We start from the raw sequence: 18,415 nt of genomic DNA, 5'->3' as shown, positions 1-18,415 counted from the left end.
GTGCTTTTCGCTTTGGGTCTCCGTTCTAATAGCATCGAAATGAGGACAGCACAGTGTTGCCCGAGGATGATTATTTCTCCAGCACGAATTTGATGGAGTTGATTGTGGCCGACGGCAATTTCGACTTCAGCTTTGGATTAAACTGTATAGATTCCAGAGTCATTTCCACTTACCGCCAAAGCATGGTTGTGGCTACGACTGGCCAAGCTACATCGTAAGCCAGCAAAAACGGGACAGCAAGACGTTGGTTACAAGCGTTGCATATGTTCACATGGCGGTCGCCAAAATGAGCCCTGCGAAGAGGCTTCTGATCAAGTTGTCCGAAGGCACGGAGGTGAGCCCGCAAAATATTTGGCTCCTCACCATCGAGTTCAGGCTAAAACAAATGGTATTCGTCAACAAGGTGTTTGGTGCATTGAGCGGCACTATCATGATTTGAATCAGAACTTTGGACTTGGTCAATATGAAGAATGGGGTTTGCACAACTTTCACCATCACCCCATGCTAAATACTAGCATTTCAATGGATCCAGATGGCGTAGCATCTCAAGGTCAACAACAATATCGACTACAACAAACTTAATTTCTCCGCCAGTCTCCCGTATTACCCAAAGCTTAAGGGCACCTCTAAAATCTAATAATGCGGCTTGCAATATTAGATTTTAGAGGTGCCCTTAAGTCTCTGAGGGTAGTCCAGACTCAACGTCAAGCAATGTACTCGATCAACATTTTGCAACTACGCTCTAACGTGGCACCCGTAAAATATTCGGCCATTGACCGTAGCACAATTGGTAGACCATAGATTAAACCTATTAAATATCAGCACCTTTGAATAAGCATGGTTGCTGAATTTACTCAATCTCAACAACCACTCTTTGTCACTTACCTATTCAATGGCCGGCTCAATATTTAAGATTTCTCACTTACGGCAGAGTCCTGGCAAGGCGGAACCCAAGATTGTTGATTCGTTCCGTAGCTTCAATCCCCTCGCGATATCTTGCGGTTAGATACTCAGGTTCGTATTCAAAAGATCCGCCACGAAGAACCAGTTTCGCACAATCGCCTTCCCGGCAACCGTCCGTCCATTCCCAGACGTTACCCAACATGTCATACAGACCGTAAGGATTAGGCGGATAACTTCCTACTTGAGTTGTGGTATATTTTTTCTTGGCATAATCGTTATCACACCCACGACAATTGGCATTCTTAGAACCAAGTTCATTTCCCCAGTAATACTGAGTGGTAGTGCCAGCCCGGGCGGCAATTTGCCATTCACGTTCGCTCGGCAAACGGTAGGTTTTACCAGTCTTATTCGACAACCATTCAATATAGTTCTGAGCATCATTCCAACTCACATTAATTACAGGTTGCAAGCCGCGTCCTATCTCTTCCTGAGCTGGTACATAACCATCACAACCACCATCTGCCACACATGCATCCCATTCATCAAACGTGACAGTATATTTCCCGATCTCAAAATCTGTACCTGGAATCGGCACCATTTCAGGACAGAAGGTACAAGCCTTAAGCTTTTCATCTACTTGCTTTTCATTAGTCTTGGCAATTTTCAATTGCTCAGATTGAACCCGCTGGCCTTCGGCATTAAGTTGTGGCGCACCCAATAACACAACAACTCTTTTTACTACTGCATAATCCACTCCGATTTCTTGCTCGAATATGCGGTCATTAAATGCATCAACTTTTTTTTGCACCTTCAACTTCAACGTGCCCATAGGCACCTTTACATCCAACGGACATTCGCCCTTAAATTTTCCATTAACCGAAACCTCAGCACCTACATCATCACCGGTGCAGACGACTCTCAATATGGAGCTATCGGCGTAAACGTTAGAAGATGATGCAGCCAGTACCAACAAGGACAAAAAATAAATTAATTTCATGAAATCTCCGTTAAAAAATAAAAAAAGCAGACTCTTTAAGCATTCCCAACCTCTTCAACTGAGGTTTTTCATCAATGCACAAGATTTGTAATGAGGGTCCCAGCTTAAACTTAATCCGGTTTCCCATACTATCTCCACACAATAAACGCCTTTTATATATTTTCTTCCATTATGCACATTATAAAAAAGACAAGAACAAAATACTAACCCACAAATTTTTTATTCCAGCGTCATAGCAAGTCTAAATCCGCTGATATGATAATACCCATCCACATCGTCCTTAAAACGAGTAGCTATGCGAATGTTTGACGTAGTGTCATTCCAAGAGCCACCACGAAGCACTCGCTTCGAACAGTCGCCTTCCCAGCAACTATCCGTCCATTGCCAAACATTGCCAGACATGTCGTACAGACCAAAGCCGTTTGGCTTAAAACTACCAACCGGTGAGGTTGATGTATTGTCCCACTTGCTTCCGCAACCATTGCAGTTAGCATTAACACTTGAGGCCGAATCTCCAAAAGGAAAAATCCCCCAATAATATTCAGTAGTAGTGCCAGCTCGCGCAGCGATTTCCCATTCCTCCTCTGTCGGCAGACGGTAAGTATTACCAGTTTTGTTCGATAGCCATTGAATGTAAGCCTGAGCATCATTCCAGCTAACATTGATCACAGGACGCTTGCCATGCCCCCATTCCTTATCTGAAGGACGATAACCGTTACAGCCACCATCAACCACACAGGCATCCCAGTCTTGGAACGTAACAGTATATTTTGCCATCGCAAAATTTGTACCTGGAATCGGTACCATTTCGGGGCATTCAATGCATTTTATGTTTTCACCCGGCAATTTTTTTGCCTTACCATCTACAGCTGACAACTTAGATTTCTGCTGTTTGCCTTTGAGATTAAGTTGAGCCTCGCCCAATTTTACATCGATATTTTTTATAACATCATCACCCAAACGCATTGCTTGTTCAAATATTCGGTCATTAAAGGAATCAACCTCCTTTTGTACCCTCAAACTCAATCTACCAGCAGGCACCTTTACCTCTAATGGACATTCACCTTTAAATTCGCCGTTAACAAACACTTCTGCCCCCACATCCTCACCTTTGCAATTGACGATCAACAACGATCCGGCTGCGTATGCATTGATGCTCGACATGGCTCGGGCCGCGTATGTATTAGCTGATACCCCGAGAGATGTAATTAACAGAAACAAAATATAAGCTGACTTCATGGAATCTCCGTTCTAGTAATTAGGGACGCATTGTTATATTCGTCTGAGGAAACTGCAAGGATTATATCTACTTTGCCAATAATATTTCTCTTTACTACGAACATTTTTATCTGGCACATTGGAATTACTATGCTCAACACCCCTCACAATCCCTTCTATTTCGCTTTTCTTGATCAAGATAATTTTTTTAGGCAGCATTTTGGCAAGAAGTTCATTTGAAATTTCAAACCAAGCAAATGGCTCAACGACAATTCCCTAAAAAATGACCACACGGCTTTTTCGCAATCCGTGTATGGTATGTAGAACCTGCATTATCAATGCGCCAGTTGATCAACGAATGTTTCGACTGGATGAACGACATTGGTCTATTGCATAAATTGCGGCATCGTCGCAAAAAGTTGGCAAGCCCTACTATTCATTAAGCCAGAATCAAAAAAGTTAAAATCCGCGTAACTCAATTTTAGAGGAGACCCTGGATCAAAACCCCTGACTGACCGAAGAATACCAAACAGGCTTATTTGGCGTATTTTCCAGTTACAACTAAAGAACATCACTTACACATTTTGCTCGTAGCCTGTAACAAGGATGGGACGCTCCACTGCTCCATAACTCAAACGTTAACTTTAAAAATAAGGAATTAATATGAGCACATATCCAAGAACGTTCTCGCACATCGGTATTTCCGTCCCAGATGTAGAGAAAGCGGCCAATTTTTACAGTGAAGTTATGGGCTGGTATCACATTATGGAACCCACCGTCATTACCGAAGAGTCAAACACGCCAATAGGACAAATGTGTATTGATGTATTTGGCCAAGGCTGGGGCTCTTTCAAAATCGCGCATATGTCTACAGGCGATAAAATTGGCGTTGAAATGTTTGAATTCAAAAACAATGAAACGCTAAAAGATTTTGAGTACTGGAAGACGAGCACCTTTCACTTTTGCGTTCAGGATCCGGACATTGAAGGTCTCGTAGCAAAAATCGTTGAACACGGCGGCAAGCAGAGGATGCCTATACGCGAATACTATCCAGGAAAAAAGCCCTATAGGATGTGCTACGTCGAAGATCCATTCGGCCTCATCTTTGAGGTATATTCTCACAGTTATGAATTGATCTATTCACAGGGTGCGTACTAGAAGGTTAACAATCGCACGCAGTCGGTCGAGGCTACGCTGCGCCACTGATTCAGGTTTAATGTGTTAAAAAGTGGCAAATGAATATGTCGAAAAGTCTGTGTTCGTAATGCACGGATACGTAGCAGGAAAGCCACTTAGCGTGGCCTCTCGCACGAATATGTAGGTGATGGTTGCTCGTGATTGTGCTGGCGCGACGATGAATTGTGTACTGGAGACATTGGACATGGCAACGTTGTCTGTTGTGCTGAAACCTTTCTTGACGACAGATATTCCTACTCTGTACCGGCGGCTGCAAAGTACCAGACGACGCAGCACGTAAACTGGGTGAGGAACATCATGCCAGTAACCTATCTGTCGGTGTCGACGTTGCTTGGCTTGTGCAGAACGTCAATGCATACTACAACCGTTTGCAATTCTGGGTCTACAAGTTCTGCGGTATAGCCACCTGCTATTTGGCAATCCACCTAGGCTGGTTTCGCCAGCACGACCTAAAAGGCAATTGATTGAAATTCCAGCAGGGGATGGCTCTTAAGAAAATACACAAGCAATTGTTTTATCTAATAAATTAAGTGACCTTCGGGCGATTTTCGTCGTTGGCCCGATTGCCTCGCTTGCACGGCGCTCCACCAGACCCCAAAAAGCGTTGCGGTAGAGATTTACTCTTAGCCATTTTACGAAATTAAACATATGAACAAATAGTTAGCGTCTACAGAATATATAGACTGGAACATACCAGAAGTATTAGATCAAGCAAATATACTTTCGGAGGGAGCTTCTAATCCAGAAGAAATTTCTCGTAGATGCTTTGAATTCGTTCGCGATGAGATAAGGCATAGTTGGGACTACAAACAAAATCCCGTAACTTGCAAAGCATCAGATGTTCTTTAACATGGCACTGGTTTCTGTTATGCCAAAAGTCATCTGTTGGCTGCACTATTACGCGCAAATAAAATTGCTGCTGGCTTATGCTATCAACGTTTAACCATTAAAGATTCTCCTCCATTTTGTCTTCATGGGCTTTATGCTGTATATCTTGAGCATTTTGGCTGGTATCGTGTTGATGCGAGAGGTAATCAGGAAGGAATAGCCGCTGAATTTTGCCCGCCAGTCGAAAAATTGGCTTTTCCGATGGTAACGCAAGGAGATTCTGATTTGCCTGAAATTTTGACAGAACCACTATCCGTGATTATTGAAGTGCTTAAATACAGTAAAACATATCAAGATATCGCTAATAATTTACCAGACATTGGGCTAGTCAAAGCTAACAGGGCAATGTTCCTGGACTCGCTAACGGACACCGCTTAACTACTTTTCGCTCATATGCTTCAAGGTCCAGTCAATGAGTTCGTGGATAAGCTCATCTGTCGCTCGCCCGAAGGTCTCTACAATGGCTTCGATCCGCTGGTCAGAGCTAGGCTGCTGTATTTCGAATTGGCGTTCGGCAAGCACTTCTTGACGAGCCTCGTTGATCAGCTGAACATTCAGGCCTATTACAACCACCGAGTTGCCTTGCGTATATCGGCTCTCGAAGGCTGTCAGATAACTGGTCAGGAGAATATCGCTGCGCACACGGCTTTGTTCATCCACCACTGCCGTCCAGCGACCCTGCTGGCGAAAGCGCTGGACCAGCCGATCATGCAGCAACGTCGGAACTTGGTCGCGCCAACGAACGCCCGCGTAGGCGTTATATTCCTGGGGTGCAGGCATGACCAGAATGTTCGACCCGCTCAAGGGCGCGCTGGCATCTGGCGTGGCAAGTCGGAGCGTAACGGGAAGCATTGTCTCAACAGCCACCTGCACCGCCGGAAGCGGCGGTAGTGGTGAAAATAGAAAAGTACGTTGTACTTGCGGCTTAGGAAACACGCTGCACCCGGTTATCGAGCCTAACAGAAGGGTCGCAATAATTGCCAAGGCGGCAACAGGCAAGACTGATCTCAAGGGGTAAACTCCGGCACTATTTCACGCCCGCGCAGTACATCGCTGGGATTCTCTTTTAGGCGGCGGAGGAGCTGGTGCAGCGTCTTTAGCGCTACCCGTAGCTCGCGCATCACTGGGGCGAGATCGCCGACGCCTTGCAGCCCCTGCGCCAGTGCGCCTTCATGCTCAGCAGTGAGTGTATCAAGACGCGCTGTGGTTGATTCCAGCGAACGCATCGCTTGCCGAGCCGCATCGAGTATGTCTTGGCCCTGCTCATCGAGTAGTGTATTGGCGTTTTCTCCAAATCGAGCGAAAGTCAACAAAGTTTTTTCGGCTTGTTTGCTGACATCATCGATACGGGTCATGGCCTGAGCAAGTCCGTTATGCTGATCCGCCAGCGACTCAGTAACTTGGGCTATGTTATTAATAATCCGTTCTAGGTTGTCGACATTCTCAGCGGAGAGCAACACATTAGATCTGCTAAGCAATTGATCTAATTTAATAAAAAGTGCTTCGCTGTTATTTACTAGCGAGCGTAGCGCAGAAGGCTCTGCCTCGATCAGCGGCGGGTTCTGGCGATCTCCTTGCAGTCGTGGGCTAGAAGGCGTACCACCATGCAACTGAATATTCATGCTACCGGTAATGTTGGCCAGCGCCAAAGCTGCACGTGTGTCCTCTTTGATAGGCGTGTCGCCGTAAACGCGGATCAAGGCTGTCACTCGGCGTGGGTCCTGCGGATCGAGATGTAATTTAACTACATCACCAACCACGATGCCGCTGTACTGCACCGCATTGCCTTCGGCCAAACCGCTCACATCACGGTTGAAACCCACCTCGTAGTATGCGTAGCTACGGTCTACACTAGATTTACCAAGCCACAGCGTAAATAACAGCGCACCGATCAGGGAGATCACGGTAAACAAGCCAATCAGCACATGATGCGCACGGGGTTCCATACTCAGGACTCCTCTTTGTAATGCGCAGCCTCACTGGCGGCGCGGCCCCGTGGGCCATGAAAATAATCGCGAATCCAATCGTCGTCAGTAGCTTCGACAACCTCAAGCCGATCGGCGACCAGTACCCGCCGCCGAGCCAACACAGCGACCCGATCGCAAACAGTATAGAGCGTATCCAGGTCATGCGTCACCAGAAAGACAGTCAAACCGAGCGCATCACGTAAGGTCAGTAGTAGCCGATCAAAGGCGGCCGCCCCGATGGGATCCAATCCGGCAGTCGGCTCGTCGAGAAATAGTATTTCGGGATCCAGCGCCAAGGATCGAGCCAAAGCCGCCCGTTTAATCATCCCCCCAGAAATCTCGGCAGGATACTTGAGCGCCGCTTCGCCGGGCAATCCAGCCAACGCAAGCTTACTTCTGGCTAAGTGTTCGGCATCATCGCGTGTCAGCCCAGCATGCTCTATTAGCGCCAGCGCAACGTTTTCCTGCAGAGTTAGCGAAGAAAAGAGCGCGCCGCGCTGAAACAACACCCCAAAACGGCGCTCTATCTGTGCACGCTGTACTGACGACAGATGCTGAAAATCTTGTCCGAACACTTCAATGCTCCCGCTGGTGGGCCGCAACAGTCCGATTATACTGCGCAATAGCACCGACTTACCGCTGCCTGAGCCTCCCACTACGCCGAGAATTTCGCCACGGTAAAGATCCAGATCGAGGTTTTCATGCACACGTTGGCTGCCAAAGCGGTTGACCAACTCACGCACTCGAATAAGCGCTGGCGCCGTCACCAGCCCATTTCCATAAAAAACAACGCCGCTAATGCATCCAGCAGGATTACCATGAAAATCGACTGTACCACACTGGACGTGGTGTGTTCCCCAACAGATTGTGCACTGCCGCTGACCTTAAAACCCTCCAGACAACCTATAACCCCGACCAAAAAGGCAAACAGCGGTGCTTTGCTAATTCCAACAAGCAAGTGCTCAAGAGGTATATCCCGCTGCAAAATCGACAGAAAATGGAACGCTGAAATATCCAGCGCCAAACTGCAGACCATGGCTCCTCCCAGCATGCCGCTAAGCATGCCAACAAACGTAAGAATAGGCAGGGTTACTATCATCGCCAGCACTCTAGGCAGCACCAGCAGTTCGATCGGATCAAGCCCTAAGGTGCGGATGGCATCAAGTTCTTCATTGGCTTTCATCGCACCGAGCTGAGCAGTGAAAGCACTGGCCGTGCGGCCAGCAAGCAGGATAGCGGCTAGCAGCACTCCGAATTCACGTAGAAAAGCGAAAGCGACCAGATTAACCGTATAAATAGTAGCGCCAAAGTCGCGCAGTACGGTGGTGCCGAGAAAAGCAACTACTGCGCCAACCAGAAAGGTCAGCAGAGCCACGATGGGCAACGCATTTAGACCAGTGCGGTGAATCTGAGAAACCAACGCGGTCAAACGCCAGCGGCTAGGGTGCCAAATAAGCCGCGCCAAGACTACCAGTACCTGGCCGATAAAGCCCAGCAATAACCGTTGCTGCTGCCACAAAGACTCAACCTGCTGGCCAGTAGCGCCGAGAAAATCCCTTACCGGCAGGGCACGGCCTGACTCAAGGGGGCTGCTTGCGGCTACCGCATCGGCAACGCTGCACAACAGTGCCTGCCGCTCTGCTGGTAATTTGGGAGCCCACGTTTGGAGATGTGCCAGCTGCTCGGTTCCAATCAGCTCCACAAGCAGCACCGCGCCTGCAGTGTCCAAAGCACCGAGCCGCGAGAGGTCAACCACGTCGCGGTCTGTGCTCCGTCGATCGGTAAAGCGCTCAACTTGACGGCGTAGCATAGCGTAGTGCGGTAGAGTCCAATCACCGGAAAAACACAGCACCCCTTGAGCTTGATGCTCGATACGGCCCGGCTGGGATGGTCTATCCGCTTCAGTCATAGCTGTTTCTTTTCCCGAAGTCACACAGTGTCAATGGCTAGCAGCCTGCTTTATTATAGTCCAAGTCTATTCCTTCAAAGATAGCTGTCAATTTCCAAAGGAAAATGGGCTGCATTGAATCGCCCCTCAGTACAACACTAAACGTTCATTTTTTTGGTCTGGAATCCTTCATCATGTCACCGAAATCGCCAATTACAGCTAACTATACTGTTTAGCTGTCTCGTCCCGTGCAATCTATCCTCGTCAGTGTTAACTGGCCACTGTTTAGGTCCGTAAACGTCCGGTTTCAGGGTAATTGATAAAGCGTAGTGGCATATTTGTGACATGGTGCAAGGTTAGCCAGCAAGAAAAAAGGCCTGCATCGCTGCAAGCCTTATTCTATATGGTGGGTCGTCAGGGACTTGAACCCCGGACCAAAGGATTATGAGTCCTCTGCTCTAACCAACTGAGCTAACGACCCAATACTGTTTGAACCTCTTTTCAAAGTGCGTTCATTATAATTAACTCTCCCCGTCGAGGAAACTTTTTAGCTTGTCTGAGCGAGATGGATGACGAAGCTTGCGCAATGCCTTAGCCTCAATCTGGCGGATACGTTCGCGTGTCACATCGAATTGTTTACCTACCTCTTCAAGGGTGTGGTCAGTATTCATTTCTATACCGAAGCGCATGCGCAGCACCTTGGCTTCGCGTGGTGTGAGCGAATCGAGAATGTCTTTGGTGACATTGCGCAAGCTATCGTATACCGCTGCTTCAATGGGTGCCAGAGTATTTGCATCCTCAATAAAATCACCCAGATGCGAATCGTCATCATCGCCTACTGGGGTTTCCATTGATATTGGTTCTTTGGCAATCTTCAATATCTTGCGAATTTTGTCTTCGGGCATTTCCATCTTTAGCGCCATAATTGCAGCATCCGCTTCCTGCCCAGATTCTTGCAAAATTTGGCGCGAAATGCGATTCATTTTATTGATTGTTTCAATCATGTGCACCGGGATACGTATGGTGCGAGCTTGGTCGGCGATAGAACGCGTAATGGCTTGACGAATCCACCAAGTGGCATAAGTTGAAAACTTGTAACCACGGCGATATTCGAATTTATCTACTGCTTTCATCAGGCCGATGTTGCCTTCCTGAATCAAATCTAAAAATTGCAAGCCACGGTTTGTATATTTTTTGGCGATGGAAATCACCAGACGAAGGTTAGCTTCAATCATGTCGCGCTTGGCGCGGCGAGCTTTGGCTTCGCCGTTGGTCATTTGCTTATTGATTTCTTTCAGATCGCGAATGGGAATGCCCACACTTTGCTGCAAATCAAGCAGCTTCTGTTGTTGCTCTACGATGGCGGCTTCGAAACGTGACAGTGTTTCACTGTAAGGTTTTTTTGCAGCCACTTCGCGCGCGACCCAATCTAACCGTTCTTCGTTGCCTGGAAAGGTCGAAATAAAATGTGGACGCGGCATACGCGCCTTGGTAACGCATAGCACCTGAATAATACGCTCATGGCTGCGCACTTCTTCCACCAAACGGCGCATAGTTTCGCAAAGTGCATCTACCTGCTTAGCAGAAAAACGGAATTGCGTGAGCTCATTGGTAATTTGCTCTTGTAACTTATTGTATTGTGCGCTTCGGTAACCATGCTTCTCATACGCTTTACCGATCTTGATAAAGAGATCGCGAATAATTGCGAAACTTTCCAGCGCGTCTACCTTGAGTTTTGCCAGATTGGCTGCGGCAACAGCCTCAGCATCCTCTACATCCTCTTCGTCATCCTCCATACCTTCATCGTTAGACTTCTCTTCATCGCTGTGCTTCCCTGCAGTGCTGGACTTCTCTTCAGCGCTGGACTTCTCTTCAGCGCTGGGCTTCTCTTCAGCGCTGGGCTTCTCTTCAGCGATTATAGTCTCAGCTTCAGACTCAATGAAACCATCGACTATCTCATCAATACGCAATTCTTCGCGTGTGACTTTATCAACTAGCGCGAGAATTTCGGCAATGGTGGTTGGACAGGCAGAAATCGCCTGTATCATGTGCTTCAGACCTTCCTCAATGCGTTTGGCAATGACTATTTCATCTTCACGCGTGAGTAAACCCACTATGCCCATTTCGCGCATATACATGCGCACCGGGTCAGTGGTGCGGCCAAATTCCGAGTCTACTGTAGAAAGCGCTGCCTCAGCAGCTTCCACCGCATCTTCGTCGGCCACCACAGGCGGCGCGTCCGACATAATTTGATTTTCAGCATCAGGAGCCTCATCACACACGGTTATGCCCATGTCGTTGATCATGCTGACAACGCCTTCAATCTGCTCGGCTTCTAACATTTCTGGCAAATGATCATTGATTTCGCCAGAAGTCAAATAACCGCGCTCCTTGCCTAGAATAATCAGCGCTTTCAGGCGCGTGCGCCGTGCTTCTATATCCTGCAACAGCACTGCAGGATCAACAGTCTGTTTTCCAGTTGATGCCTGTTTGACTGAATTAGGTGTTTTTTTGTCTTGCTGAGTTGCCATATTCGATGGATTCCCATTTAATTAAATGAGTTAAAACATTGCAGGTTAAAGCAATGCGTTTGAAAGGGGAGCGAATTATACCCGATTTTGCGAAAATTTTCCTCGCACCAATTTCACAATAGCTTCATTTAAGTTCACTTCGTTGTAAAAGCTGCAAATAAAGCAATCGTTCTTGTTCGTCTAAACCTCTCACCCCTGTTCCATGCATTTTTACATGCAAAGCCTGCAGTTGCTGCTTTCGCTGCTCATTGCGTAATCTGGTTAATACATCTTGGAACTCTGCTACCACATCAAAAGTTTCGCCCCATTGCAAAATTTCAGCTTGCTCTGCTGCCAATAATGACTCATGCACCGTACCTTGAAAATTCTGGATCATGGCTGCACTGCTTATCGCGCCTTCTTGCGTGCGTGCCCATTCAGAAAGCGCAGTAATCGTTGCAGCTTCTTCCGATCCCACGGCTATCCCACTCTCTGGCACCTCTCGCGCCAAATCGGGTTGAAATAATAAACAACGCAGTAACACGCGCAAGTTCGATGTCACAGGGCGAGCTGCTTTTGGTGGCGCGCGACGTGTCGAAGCACCTATCGGCTTAATCGCATACAGTGCTTCCAATTCCGCTTGAGTAATTCCTGCCAGCGTTGCTATTTCTTTTCGCAGCAAAAGCGCAGTAGTGGGCGCTGAAATAACTGTCACCAAAGGTTTGGCGTGTTGCAACAAAGCAGTGCGCCCCTCTTGAGTATGCAGGTCAACTTTCGCGGATAATTCACGCAACACATAACTAGACAGCGGCAAAGCCTCATTCAGAAGTTGCTCAAACGCCAATGCACCATGCTCTCGCACAAAACTATCTGGATCGTGTCTCGAAGGCAAAAATAAGAATCCAATATGCTTACCATCTACCAGTTTTGGCAGTGCATTCTCCATCGCGCGCCACGCCGCACGCTGCCCAGCTGCATCACCATCAAAACAGAACATCACTTTATCGGACAAGCGCAGCATTTTTTGCACATGGTAGGGCGTAGTTGCCGTTCCCAATGTTGCGACGGCGTATTCAATGCCATGCTGGGCAAGCGCTACCACATCCATATAGCCTTCTACTACCAATACCATGCGCCTGGTGCGTATTGCTTTCAGCGCTTGGAACAGGCCATATAACTCACGTCCTTTTTCAAAAAGCGTAGTCTCCGGCGAGTTCAGGTACTTGGGATCACCCGAATCCAGCACTCGCCCACCAAAGCCGATCACTTGGCTGCGCATGTTCACAATGGGAAACATGATACGGTCTCGAAAACGGTCATACCGTTTACCATCCTCGTTTTCTATTACAAGACCCGTCTTCAAGAGGCTATTGTCCTGATAGTTAGCAAAAACACTTCCCAAATTTTGCCAACCTCCGGGCGCATAGCCAATACCAAATCGTAATGCCACTTCGCCACTTAAACCGCGGCGCTTGAGATAGTCGATTGCGGGTGACGACAGTTTGAGTTGATCGCGATAATACCGTTTTGCAGACAGCATTATTTCGTACAAATCAGGTGTAAACTTATATTCCTGAGCTTGTTCCTGCATAGGCACTTCGCTCGGCACCGTCACGCCAGCATTGCGCGCCAATTCTTCTACAGCGTCAACAAAACCCAACCCACCATGCTCCATTACAAACCCAATAGCCGTGCCATGCGCGCCGCAACCAAAGCAATGATAAAACTGCTTACTTTGGCTAACGGTAAATGAGGGAGATTTTTCGTTATGAAAAGGACAGCAGGCAACATAATTTGCGCCTGATTTTTTAAGCGGAACGTAACGTTCAATGATATCCACAATATCGAGACGATTGAGCAAATCATGAATGAAGTTTTTTGGAATCATCCTAGCTCCGCCTCGCATTTTACCAATGCGTTATATACACTGAAAAATATGTAATTGTGGATTAATACGTAATTCGTGACAGATTCATTTTCACTGCAGCTATCATCTTTATGATGAGTGAATGACTGTAGATATTAGGTAGTGAACGAAATCTTTATGATGCGAATTCAACATATATTCGCATTACTTCAAAGCAAGCAATACGTTAAGTGTTTAATTTACAATGTTTGGAGATAAGCGCGCCTTCACAAGCGCTGAGACCTGGCTCATGTCTACGCGACCTGCCAGTTCTGTCCTGAGCAACGCAATCACCTTACCCATTTCTTGAGCGCTCTGAACACCGCTACTGGCAATAGCATTGTTGACTGCAATTTCCACTTCGGCTTCAGTCATCGGCTGCGGCATGTATATCTGCAATATACTGATTTCGAACTTCTCGATATCAGCCAACTCATGCCTAGCTGCTGCTTCAAACTGGGCAATGGAATCGCGCCGTTGCTTGATCATTTTATTAATGACTGCAATTACGTCAGCATCTGATAATTCGATGCGCTCATCGACCTCCCGTTGTTTGATTGCGGCTAACAACAAACGTATAGCACCAAGGCGCACAGTGTCCTTGGCGCGCATGGCCGTCTTCATATCTTCTCTGATTTGCTGTGTCAAATTCATGTTGAGTTCGATCTCGCGGGGAAATTCAACAGCAGGCTCCGCATTAACACGTAACCGCTAACAATTGAGGATCAATATAGCTTTGGTGGAAGAACTTGGCCTCGCAGGCGCTTGTAATGCCGTTTTACGGCAGCAGCCAGCTTGCGTTTTCGTTCTGCAGTAGGTTTCTCATAGAATTCGCGAGCGCGTAATTCAGTTAACAAACCAGTTTTTTCTACTGATCGTTTGAAACGGCGCATAGCCACTTCAAACGGCTCATTTTCCTTAACACGCACAGTCGTCATAAACAAACACCTTCAACAAAAATTAAGGGCGAGATTCTACCAAAATATCACCCTGTTCCACAACCTGAATTTAGAAATTCTTTATTTCAGAGCATTGCAAACGACTAACCCCCCCTAATCTTCCATCTTCCAATTGGACACGCTACCAGTTCTATATCATGTAGAAGGCTGCTATGGTATCGGTTAAGAAGTATGCGAATATTTCAAGGAACGCCCTAAAATATTCGATAATTTATGACTTACGAAAATGGTAATGTCCAACTGAAAATTTTCAAAAAGGTAATAGCGATATGAAAGCGAGTATCAAATGGGTAGAGCATGTTTCCTTCTTAGGCGAAACTGATAGTGGCCATACCATTCTGATGGACGGACCTCCCGAAGGGGGAGGTCGAAATGTTGGGCCGCGCCCAATGGAACTCGTGCTGCTCGGTACAGGTGGCTGCACAACATACGACGTCATGCACATCCTGAAGAAAAGTCGCCAGCAAGTAACCAATTGTGTAGTAAAAATAGAAGCCGAACGTGCTGCGGAAGACCCTAAAGTGTTTACCAGAATCCACTTTCACTTTATCGTGACCGGCAAAGATCTCAAGATCGAACAAGTCGGTCGCGCCATCCAACTCTCTGCGGAAAAATATTGCTCAGCCTCCATTATGCTGAACAAGACGGCGGACATTACACACGATTTTGAGGTAGTTCAGGAAACAACTTACAGCAATTAACAAAACAAACTTTCTTCTAATATTTATTTTATTCTTACAAATTAAGAACAAATAGCAATATTAACGATATATACTGTCTTACGCTAAGCTACGAGAAATTGTTTGTGATTTTATGAATTTCTATATAATTCAAATTGTTACATATTTATTTCATTTTTGTAACTTCAGTTAAAACTTGAGAAGTTTAATTAAATCTGTTGAATTTAACGTACCGGGAACATGCGACATTGTAAAATTTGCGAAGGTTTTGTAAATTAAACGAACACTATAATATATTAGGGAGGCAACCATAATGAAGCTTAAAAATAAAACATTATTAAAGAAAATGTCATTAGTCATTACTCCACTGGCATTACTAGCTATGGCTCCTGCAGCATATTCTGCAGACAGTTTCACTGAAGCCGTAACGGGTGGTAAAGTTACTGCCAATTTGCAATACCGCTATGAGAATGTTAATCAAAAGAATAACCTGAAAACCGCAAATGCTTCAACTATCCGGTTACGTTTGGGCTATGAGACAGCAGAGTTTATGGGATTCGGTGCCAAGGTTGAAATGGAGCATATTTCAGCTAACAACGCTTACAACAGTACGATTAACGGCAGAACCAATTATTCTGTTGTGGCCGATCCAAAAGTCACTGAAATCAATCAAGCTTACTTTAGTTACAGTGGTTTGCCTCAAACAAAATTAAAGCTTGGTCGTCAGGTCATAACATATGACAACCACCGTTGGATTGGTAACGTCGTTTGGCGTCAAAACTGGCAAACTTATGATGGCTATACAGCTGTTAACCAAACACTCCAAGACACAACAATCTCGGCAGCTTACCTTACCAATGTCAACCGTGTCTTCGGTGATGACAACCCCAGCGGTAACCATCACATGCAGTCCCCCCTCATTAACGTAAATTACTCGGGGTTAGGCTTTGCTGATATCACTGCTTATGGTTATTTCCTGGATTATGATTCCTCTGCCGCAGGTTTTGGTCTGGCTAACTCAACGAAAACATTAGGTATCAGGCTTAAAGGCGATGCTCCAATAGGTGGATATAAGGTTCTATATACAGCAGAATATGCGACTCAGAGTGACTATAAAAACAACCCCAATAACTACCGTGCTGACTACTATCTCCTAGAGGGTGGCGTAGATGTAAATGTTGCCAAATTCAAAGTAGGCTATGAATTACTCGGTAGCGATAATGGACGATCGGTCCAGACTCCATTGGCTACATTATTTGCACACAATGGATGGGCTGATCAGTTTCTCGTAACACCAGGCAAAGGCCTTCAAGATATCTACGTATCTGCAAGGACAGAATTATACGGCGTTGTTTTAGGTGCCGACTATCATGACTTCAGAGCGGATAGTGGCAATAGCAAATATGGAACAGAAATAGATTTAATCGCGGAGAAAGCGTTTAACAAGACTTATTCCATCGGAACCAGAGCTGCATTCTTTAATGCAAAATCATCTTATACCGCCAGTTCTGGCACTCCTGATGTTGATAAGTTCTGGTTGTATGGATCAATGAATTTCTAGTTTCCTATGTAAGTGTTGTGAAATGTACGCCGTCTGCTTGTATTTTGTGGGTGGGTGTATAGCATAAAATATTGGGGCACGATTTTTGTGCCCCTATTATTTTGCCTAAAAATCGACGGCACTTTATTTCGAGTGCATTCTTACAGAATGTCGACAATGCCCCACAAATGCGCGGCAGGATGCGCATTCATTCCGATTCGCCGCTAATTTTTACTTTTGACAAACCTCCTCAAAAATCTCTCAGCTGCAAGAAACCTGAAGCCATCAGTCACTCTGCAATGCCTTAGCAGATAGTGATAACATGCTGCGCGGGTTATAATCAATTTTTTGCAGGAGTACTTCTCATATTAGAAACGCCCCTCCACCAAGGAGAATTTTTGAATCGTCAGCCGCTTATTCTTGCTTCTACATCGATTTATCGCAGTGAGCTATTGGGACGCCTGAAAATCCCATTTCAAATTGCTGCCCCTGACATAGACGAAACTGCTTTACCTGGTGAAAGTGCTAAACAAGTCGCATGGCGACTTTCGCGAGAAAAGGCGCGCGCAGTGGCGACCCATTATCCACATGCGCTGATAATAGGCTCAGATCAAGTCGCATTACTGGGTGAGCAACAACTAGGCAAACCGCTCACGCATGAAAATGCTGTACGCCAATTGCGTACAATGCGTGGACACAGCGTGAATTTTTATACTGCACTGACCCTGTTGAATGCGCGTAATGACGAAACTCAAACTGAAATTGCGACAAATTGCGTAAGCTTTCGCAATTTCAGCGATGACGAGATCGAATCCTATTTACGCAAAGAGCAGCCTTATCACTGTGCAGGTAGTGCGAAATCAGAGGGTTTGGGCATCGCACTTATTAGTCGGATGGATGGTGACGATCCTACCGCTCTAATCGGACTGCCACTTATTTTATTGGTGTCCATGCTTAGAACTCAGGGAGTTTCAATCTTGTAATTACCTTATTTAACATTGAGCCTTGCAATCCGGCTTATGTGATTCGTTACTATGCTTTACTTTAGGCGCTGAACGAATTGATTTAACTGGAACCTTACTTATTGATAAATCAGAAAAAATGACTCACTTTAGAAGTACTCTTTACAAACTGCTATTGGTTATTTAGCTTGGTTTACAGGCCTTTATTCATGCAGCAAGAATGGAAAATTGAGTTGCAGTAGTGCTGTATTTCTGATATTAAAGCGAGTTTTAAATTTTGTTTGTATGTTTCTGGAGATATTTTGATGTCGGCACAACCCACAAAGCCCGTTACCCCATACAAAGCCAAGAAGGGTGAGACTTATATGAACCCTAAGCAACTGGATCATTTTCGCAACATTCTGAACAGCATCAAGCTTGGGTTAGGTGAAGAAATTGACCGTACGGTACACTCCATGCAGGATGATGCCACTGTGTTTGCCGATCCAAATGATCGCGCAAGTCAAGAATCAGAAATGACTTTAGAGCTGCGTAATCGTGACCGTGAAAGCAAACTGATTAAGAAAATTAACGAAATACTGGCCAAAATAAATAGCGGAGATTATGGATATTGCGAAAACTGTGGCATAGAAATTGGACTTAACCGTTTAGAAGCACGACCGACCGCCACACTTTGCATAGACTGCAAAACGCTGGATGAGATTCGCGAAAGACAAGTCGCCTGATAATATTTCACATTAAGCTATCCACGATATTGTTGTAAATTGGGAGAATGGGCACCAGCGTTTCGTTAAACTTGA

16 protein-coding genes, 1 tRNA gene and 1 pseudogene are annotated in these 18,415 nt (G+C 46.0%); 7 read left to right on the top strand and 11 right to left on the bottom strand.

All coding sequences use genetic code 11. The features are described 5' to 3' along the window. The first annotated feature begins 286 nt into the window (after positions 1 to 286). Positions 287 to 439 (top strand): hypothetical protein, encoded by a 153-nt coding sequence (locus MJ770_RS06185; RefSeq protein WP_239250738.1) that lies wholly within the window; start codon positions 287 to 289, stop codon positions 437 to 439. Positions 440 to 922: 483 nt separating this feature from the next. On the opposite strand, the gene MJ770_RS06180 is transcribed toward MJ770_RS06185, so the two are convergent. Beyond that, positions 923 to 1,900 (bottom strand): formylglycine-generating enzyme family protein, encoded by a 978-nt coding sequence (locus MJ770_RS06180; protein ID WP_239250737.1) that lies wholly within the window; start codon positions 1,898 to 1,900, stop codon positions 923 to 925. A gap of 219 nt (positions 1,901 to 2,119) precedes the next feature. Further along, positions 2,120 to 3,031: an SUMF1/EgtB/PvdO family nonheme iron enzyme gene (locus MJ770_RS06175; RefSeq protein ID WP_239250736.1), complete on the bottom strand. Its 912-nt coding sequence runs from the start codon at positions 3,029 to 3,031 to the stop codon at positions 2,120 to 2,122. Positions 3,032 to 3,781: 750 nt separating this feature from the next. Here MJ770_RS06175 and MJ770_RS06170 point away from each other — a divergent pair. Both MJ770_RS06170 and MJ770_RS06160 read left to right on the top strand, forming a co-directional pair. Further along, positions 3,782 to 4,276, top strand: a complete 495-nt coding sequence (locus MJ770_RS06170) for a lactoylglutathione lyase family protein (protein WP_239250735.1) — start codon at positions 3,782 to 3,784, stop codon at positions 4,274 to 4,276. 903 nt (positions 4,277 to 5,179) lie between these two features. Beyond that, positions 5,180 to 5,581 (top strand): annotated as a pseudogene (locus tag MJ770_RS06160) (transglutaminase-like domain-containing protein); the annotation flags it as partial. Here MJ770_RS06160 and MJ770_RS06155 read toward each other — a convergent pair. The 9 genes from MJ770_RS06155 to rpsU form a co-directional block, all read right to left on the bottom strand. Then, the gene (locus MJ770_RS06155) at positions 5,582 to 6,214 is read right to left on the bottom strand and encodes an ABC-type transport auxiliary lipoprotein family protein (RefSeq protein ID WP_239250733.1); all 633 of its coding nucleotides are present in this window, start codon (positions 6,212 to 6,214) and stop codon (positions 5,582 to 5,584) included. It lies immediately after the preceding pseudogene. After that, complete coding sequence (locus MJ770_RS06150) at positions 6,211 to 7,149, bottom strand: MlaD family protein (protein WP_239250732.1); 939 nt, start codon at positions 7,147 to 7,149, stop codon at positions 6,211 to 6,213. The genes MJ770_RS06155 and MJ770_RS06150 overlap by 4 nt, the downstream gene beginning before the upstream one ends. A 2-nt stretch (positions 7,150 to 7,151) precedes the next feature. Further along, the gene (locus MJ770_RS06145; RefSeq protein ID WP_239250731.1) at positions 7,152 to 7,937 is read right to left on the bottom strand and encodes an ABC transporter ATP-binding protein; all 786 of its coding nucleotides are present in this window, start codon (positions 7,935 to 7,937) and stop codon (positions 7,152 to 7,154) included. Beyond that, positions 7,934 to 9,079, bottom strand: coding sequence for an MlaE family ABC transporter permease (locus tag MJ770_RS06140; RefSeq protein ID WP_239250730.1), 1,146 nt, complete (start codon positions 9,077 to 9,079; stop codon positions 7,934 to 7,936). Before MJ770_RS06140 ends, MJ770_RS06145 begins: the two co-directional genes overlap by 4 nt. 383 nt (positions 9,080 to 9,462) lie before the next feature. Next, a tRNA-Ile gene (locus MJ770_RS06135) sits at positions 9,463 to 9,539 on the bottom strand. A gap of 40 nt (positions 9,540 to 9,579) precedes the next feature. After that, positions 9,580 to 11,589, bottom strand: a complete 2,010-nt coding sequence (gene rpoD, locus MJ770_RS06130) for an RNA polymerase sigma factor RpoD (protein WP_239250729.1) — start codon at positions 11,587 to 11,589, stop codon at positions 9,580 to 9,582. A gap of 124 nt (positions 11,590 to 11,713) precedes the next feature. Beyond that, positions 11,714 to 13,456: a DNA primase gene (gene dnaG, locus MJ770_RS06125; protein WP_239250728.1), complete on the bottom strand. Its 1,743-nt coding sequence runs from the start codon at positions 13,454 to 13,456 to the stop codon at positions 11,714 to 11,716. Positions 13,457 to 13,669: 213 nt separating this feature from the next. Beyond that, positions 13,670 to 14,128, bottom strand: a complete 459-nt coding sequence (locus MJ770_RS06120) for a GatB/YqeY domain-containing protein (RefSeq protein WP_239250727.1) — start codon at positions 14,126 to 14,128, stop codon at positions 13,670 to 13,672. A gap of 71 nt (positions 14,129 to 14,199) precedes the next feature. Next, complete coding sequence (rpsU, locus tag MJ770_RS06115) at positions 14,200 to 14,412, bottom strand: 30S ribosomal protein S21 (protein WP_239250726.1); 213 nt, start codon at positions 14,410 to 14,412, stop codon at positions 14,200 to 14,202. 290 nt (positions 14,413 to 14,702) lie between these two features. On the opposite strand from rpsU, the gene MJ770_RS06110 reads away from it, so the two are divergent. The 4 genes from MJ770_RS06110 to dksA all read left to right on the top strand — a co-directional run bounded on the left by MJ770_RS06110 (position 14,703) and on the right by dksA (position 18,340). Next, a complete protein-coding gene (locus MJ770_RS06110; RefSeq protein WP_239250725.1) occupies positions 14,703 to 15,134 on the top strand; it encodes an OsmC family protein in 432 nt (143 codons plus the stop codon). A 292-nt stretch (positions 15,135 to 15,426) separates the two neighbouring features. After that, positions 15,427 to 16,674: an alginate export family protein gene (locus tag MJ770_RS06105; protein ID WP_239250724.1), complete on the top strand. Its 1,248-nt coding sequence runs from the start codon at positions 15,427 to 15,429 to the stop codon at positions 16,672 to 16,674. 377 nt (positions 16,675 to 17,051) lie between these two features. Continuing rightward, on the top strand, positions 17,052 to 17,636 hold the full coding sequence (locus MJ770_RS06100; protein WP_239250723.1) for a Maf family protein: 585 nt from the start codon (positions 17,052 to 17,054) through the stop codon (positions 17,634 to 17,636). Positions 17,637 to 17,920: 284 nt separating this feature from the next. Then, positions 17,921 to 18,340 carry an RNA polymerase-binding protein DksA gene (gene dksA, locus MJ770_RS06095; protein WP_239250722.1) on the top strand — a complete coding sequence of 140 codons (420 nt, stop codon included), beginning with the start codon at positions 17,921 to 17,923 and terminating at the stop codon, positions 18,338 to 18,340. The last annotated feature ends 75 nt before the right edge of the window (positions 18,341 to 18,415 follow it).

Source organism: Candidatus Nitrotoga sp. M5, assembly GCF_927904885.1.
Classification (GTDB): domain Bacteria; phylum Pseudomonadota; class Gammaproteobacteria; order Burkholderiales; family Gallionellaceae; genus Nitrotoga.
The sequence above is the reverse complement of the archived record's forward strand: the minus strand, read 5'-3'. Positions and strand labels throughout refer to the sequence as shown.

Excerpts from the sequence above, each read along its gene's own strand:
- dnaG (WP_239250728.1), bottom strand. The coding sequence starts at position 13,456 with ATGATTCCAAAAAACTTCATTCATGATTTGCTCAATCGTCTCGATATT.
- MJ770_RS06150 (WP_239250732.1), bottom strand. The coding sequence starts at position 7,149 with ATGGAACCCCGTGCGCATCATGTGCTGATTGGCTTGTTTACCGTGATC.
- MJ770_RS06140 (WP_239250730.1), bottom strand. The coding sequence starts at position 9,079 with ATGACTGAAGCGGATAGACCATCCCAGCCGGGCCGTATCGAGCATCAA.
- MJ770_RS06120 (WP_239250727.1), bottom strand. The coding sequence starts at position 14,128 with ATGAATTTGACACAGCAAATCAGAGAAGATATGAAGACGGCCATGCGC.
- MJ770_RS06110 (WP_239250725.1), top strand. The coding sequence starts at position 14,703 with ATGAAAGCGAGTATCAAATGGGTAGAGCATGTTTCCTTCTTAGGCGAA.
- MJ770_RS06105 (WP_239250724.1), top strand. The coding sequence starts at position 15,427 with ATGAAGCTTAAAAATAAAACATTATTAAAGAAAATGTCATTAGTCATT.
- MJ770_RS06170 (WP_239250735.1), top strand. The coding sequence starts at position 3,782 with ATGAGCACATATCCAAGAACGTTCTCGCACATCGGTATTTCCGTCCCA.
- MJ770_RS06180 (WP_239250737.1), bottom strand. The coding sequence starts at position 1,900 with ATGAAATTAATTTATTTTTTGTCCTTGTTGGTACTGGCTGCATCATCT.
- MJ770_RS06185 (WP_239250738.1), top strand. The coding sequence starts at position 287 with ATGAGCCCTGCGAAGAGGCTTCTGATCAAGTTGTCCGAAGGCACGGAG.
- dksA (WP_239250722.1), top strand. The coding sequence starts at position 17,921 with ATGTCGGCACAACCCACAAAGCCCGTTACCCCATACAAAGCCAAGAAG.
- rpsU (WP_239250726.1), bottom strand. The coding sequence starts at position 14,412 with ATGACGACTGTGCGTGTTAAGGAAAATGAGCCGTTTGAAGTGGCTATG.
- rpoD (WP_239250729.1), bottom strand. The coding sequence starts at position 11,589 with ATGGCAACTCAGCAAGACAAAAAAACACCTAATTCAGTCAAACAGGCA.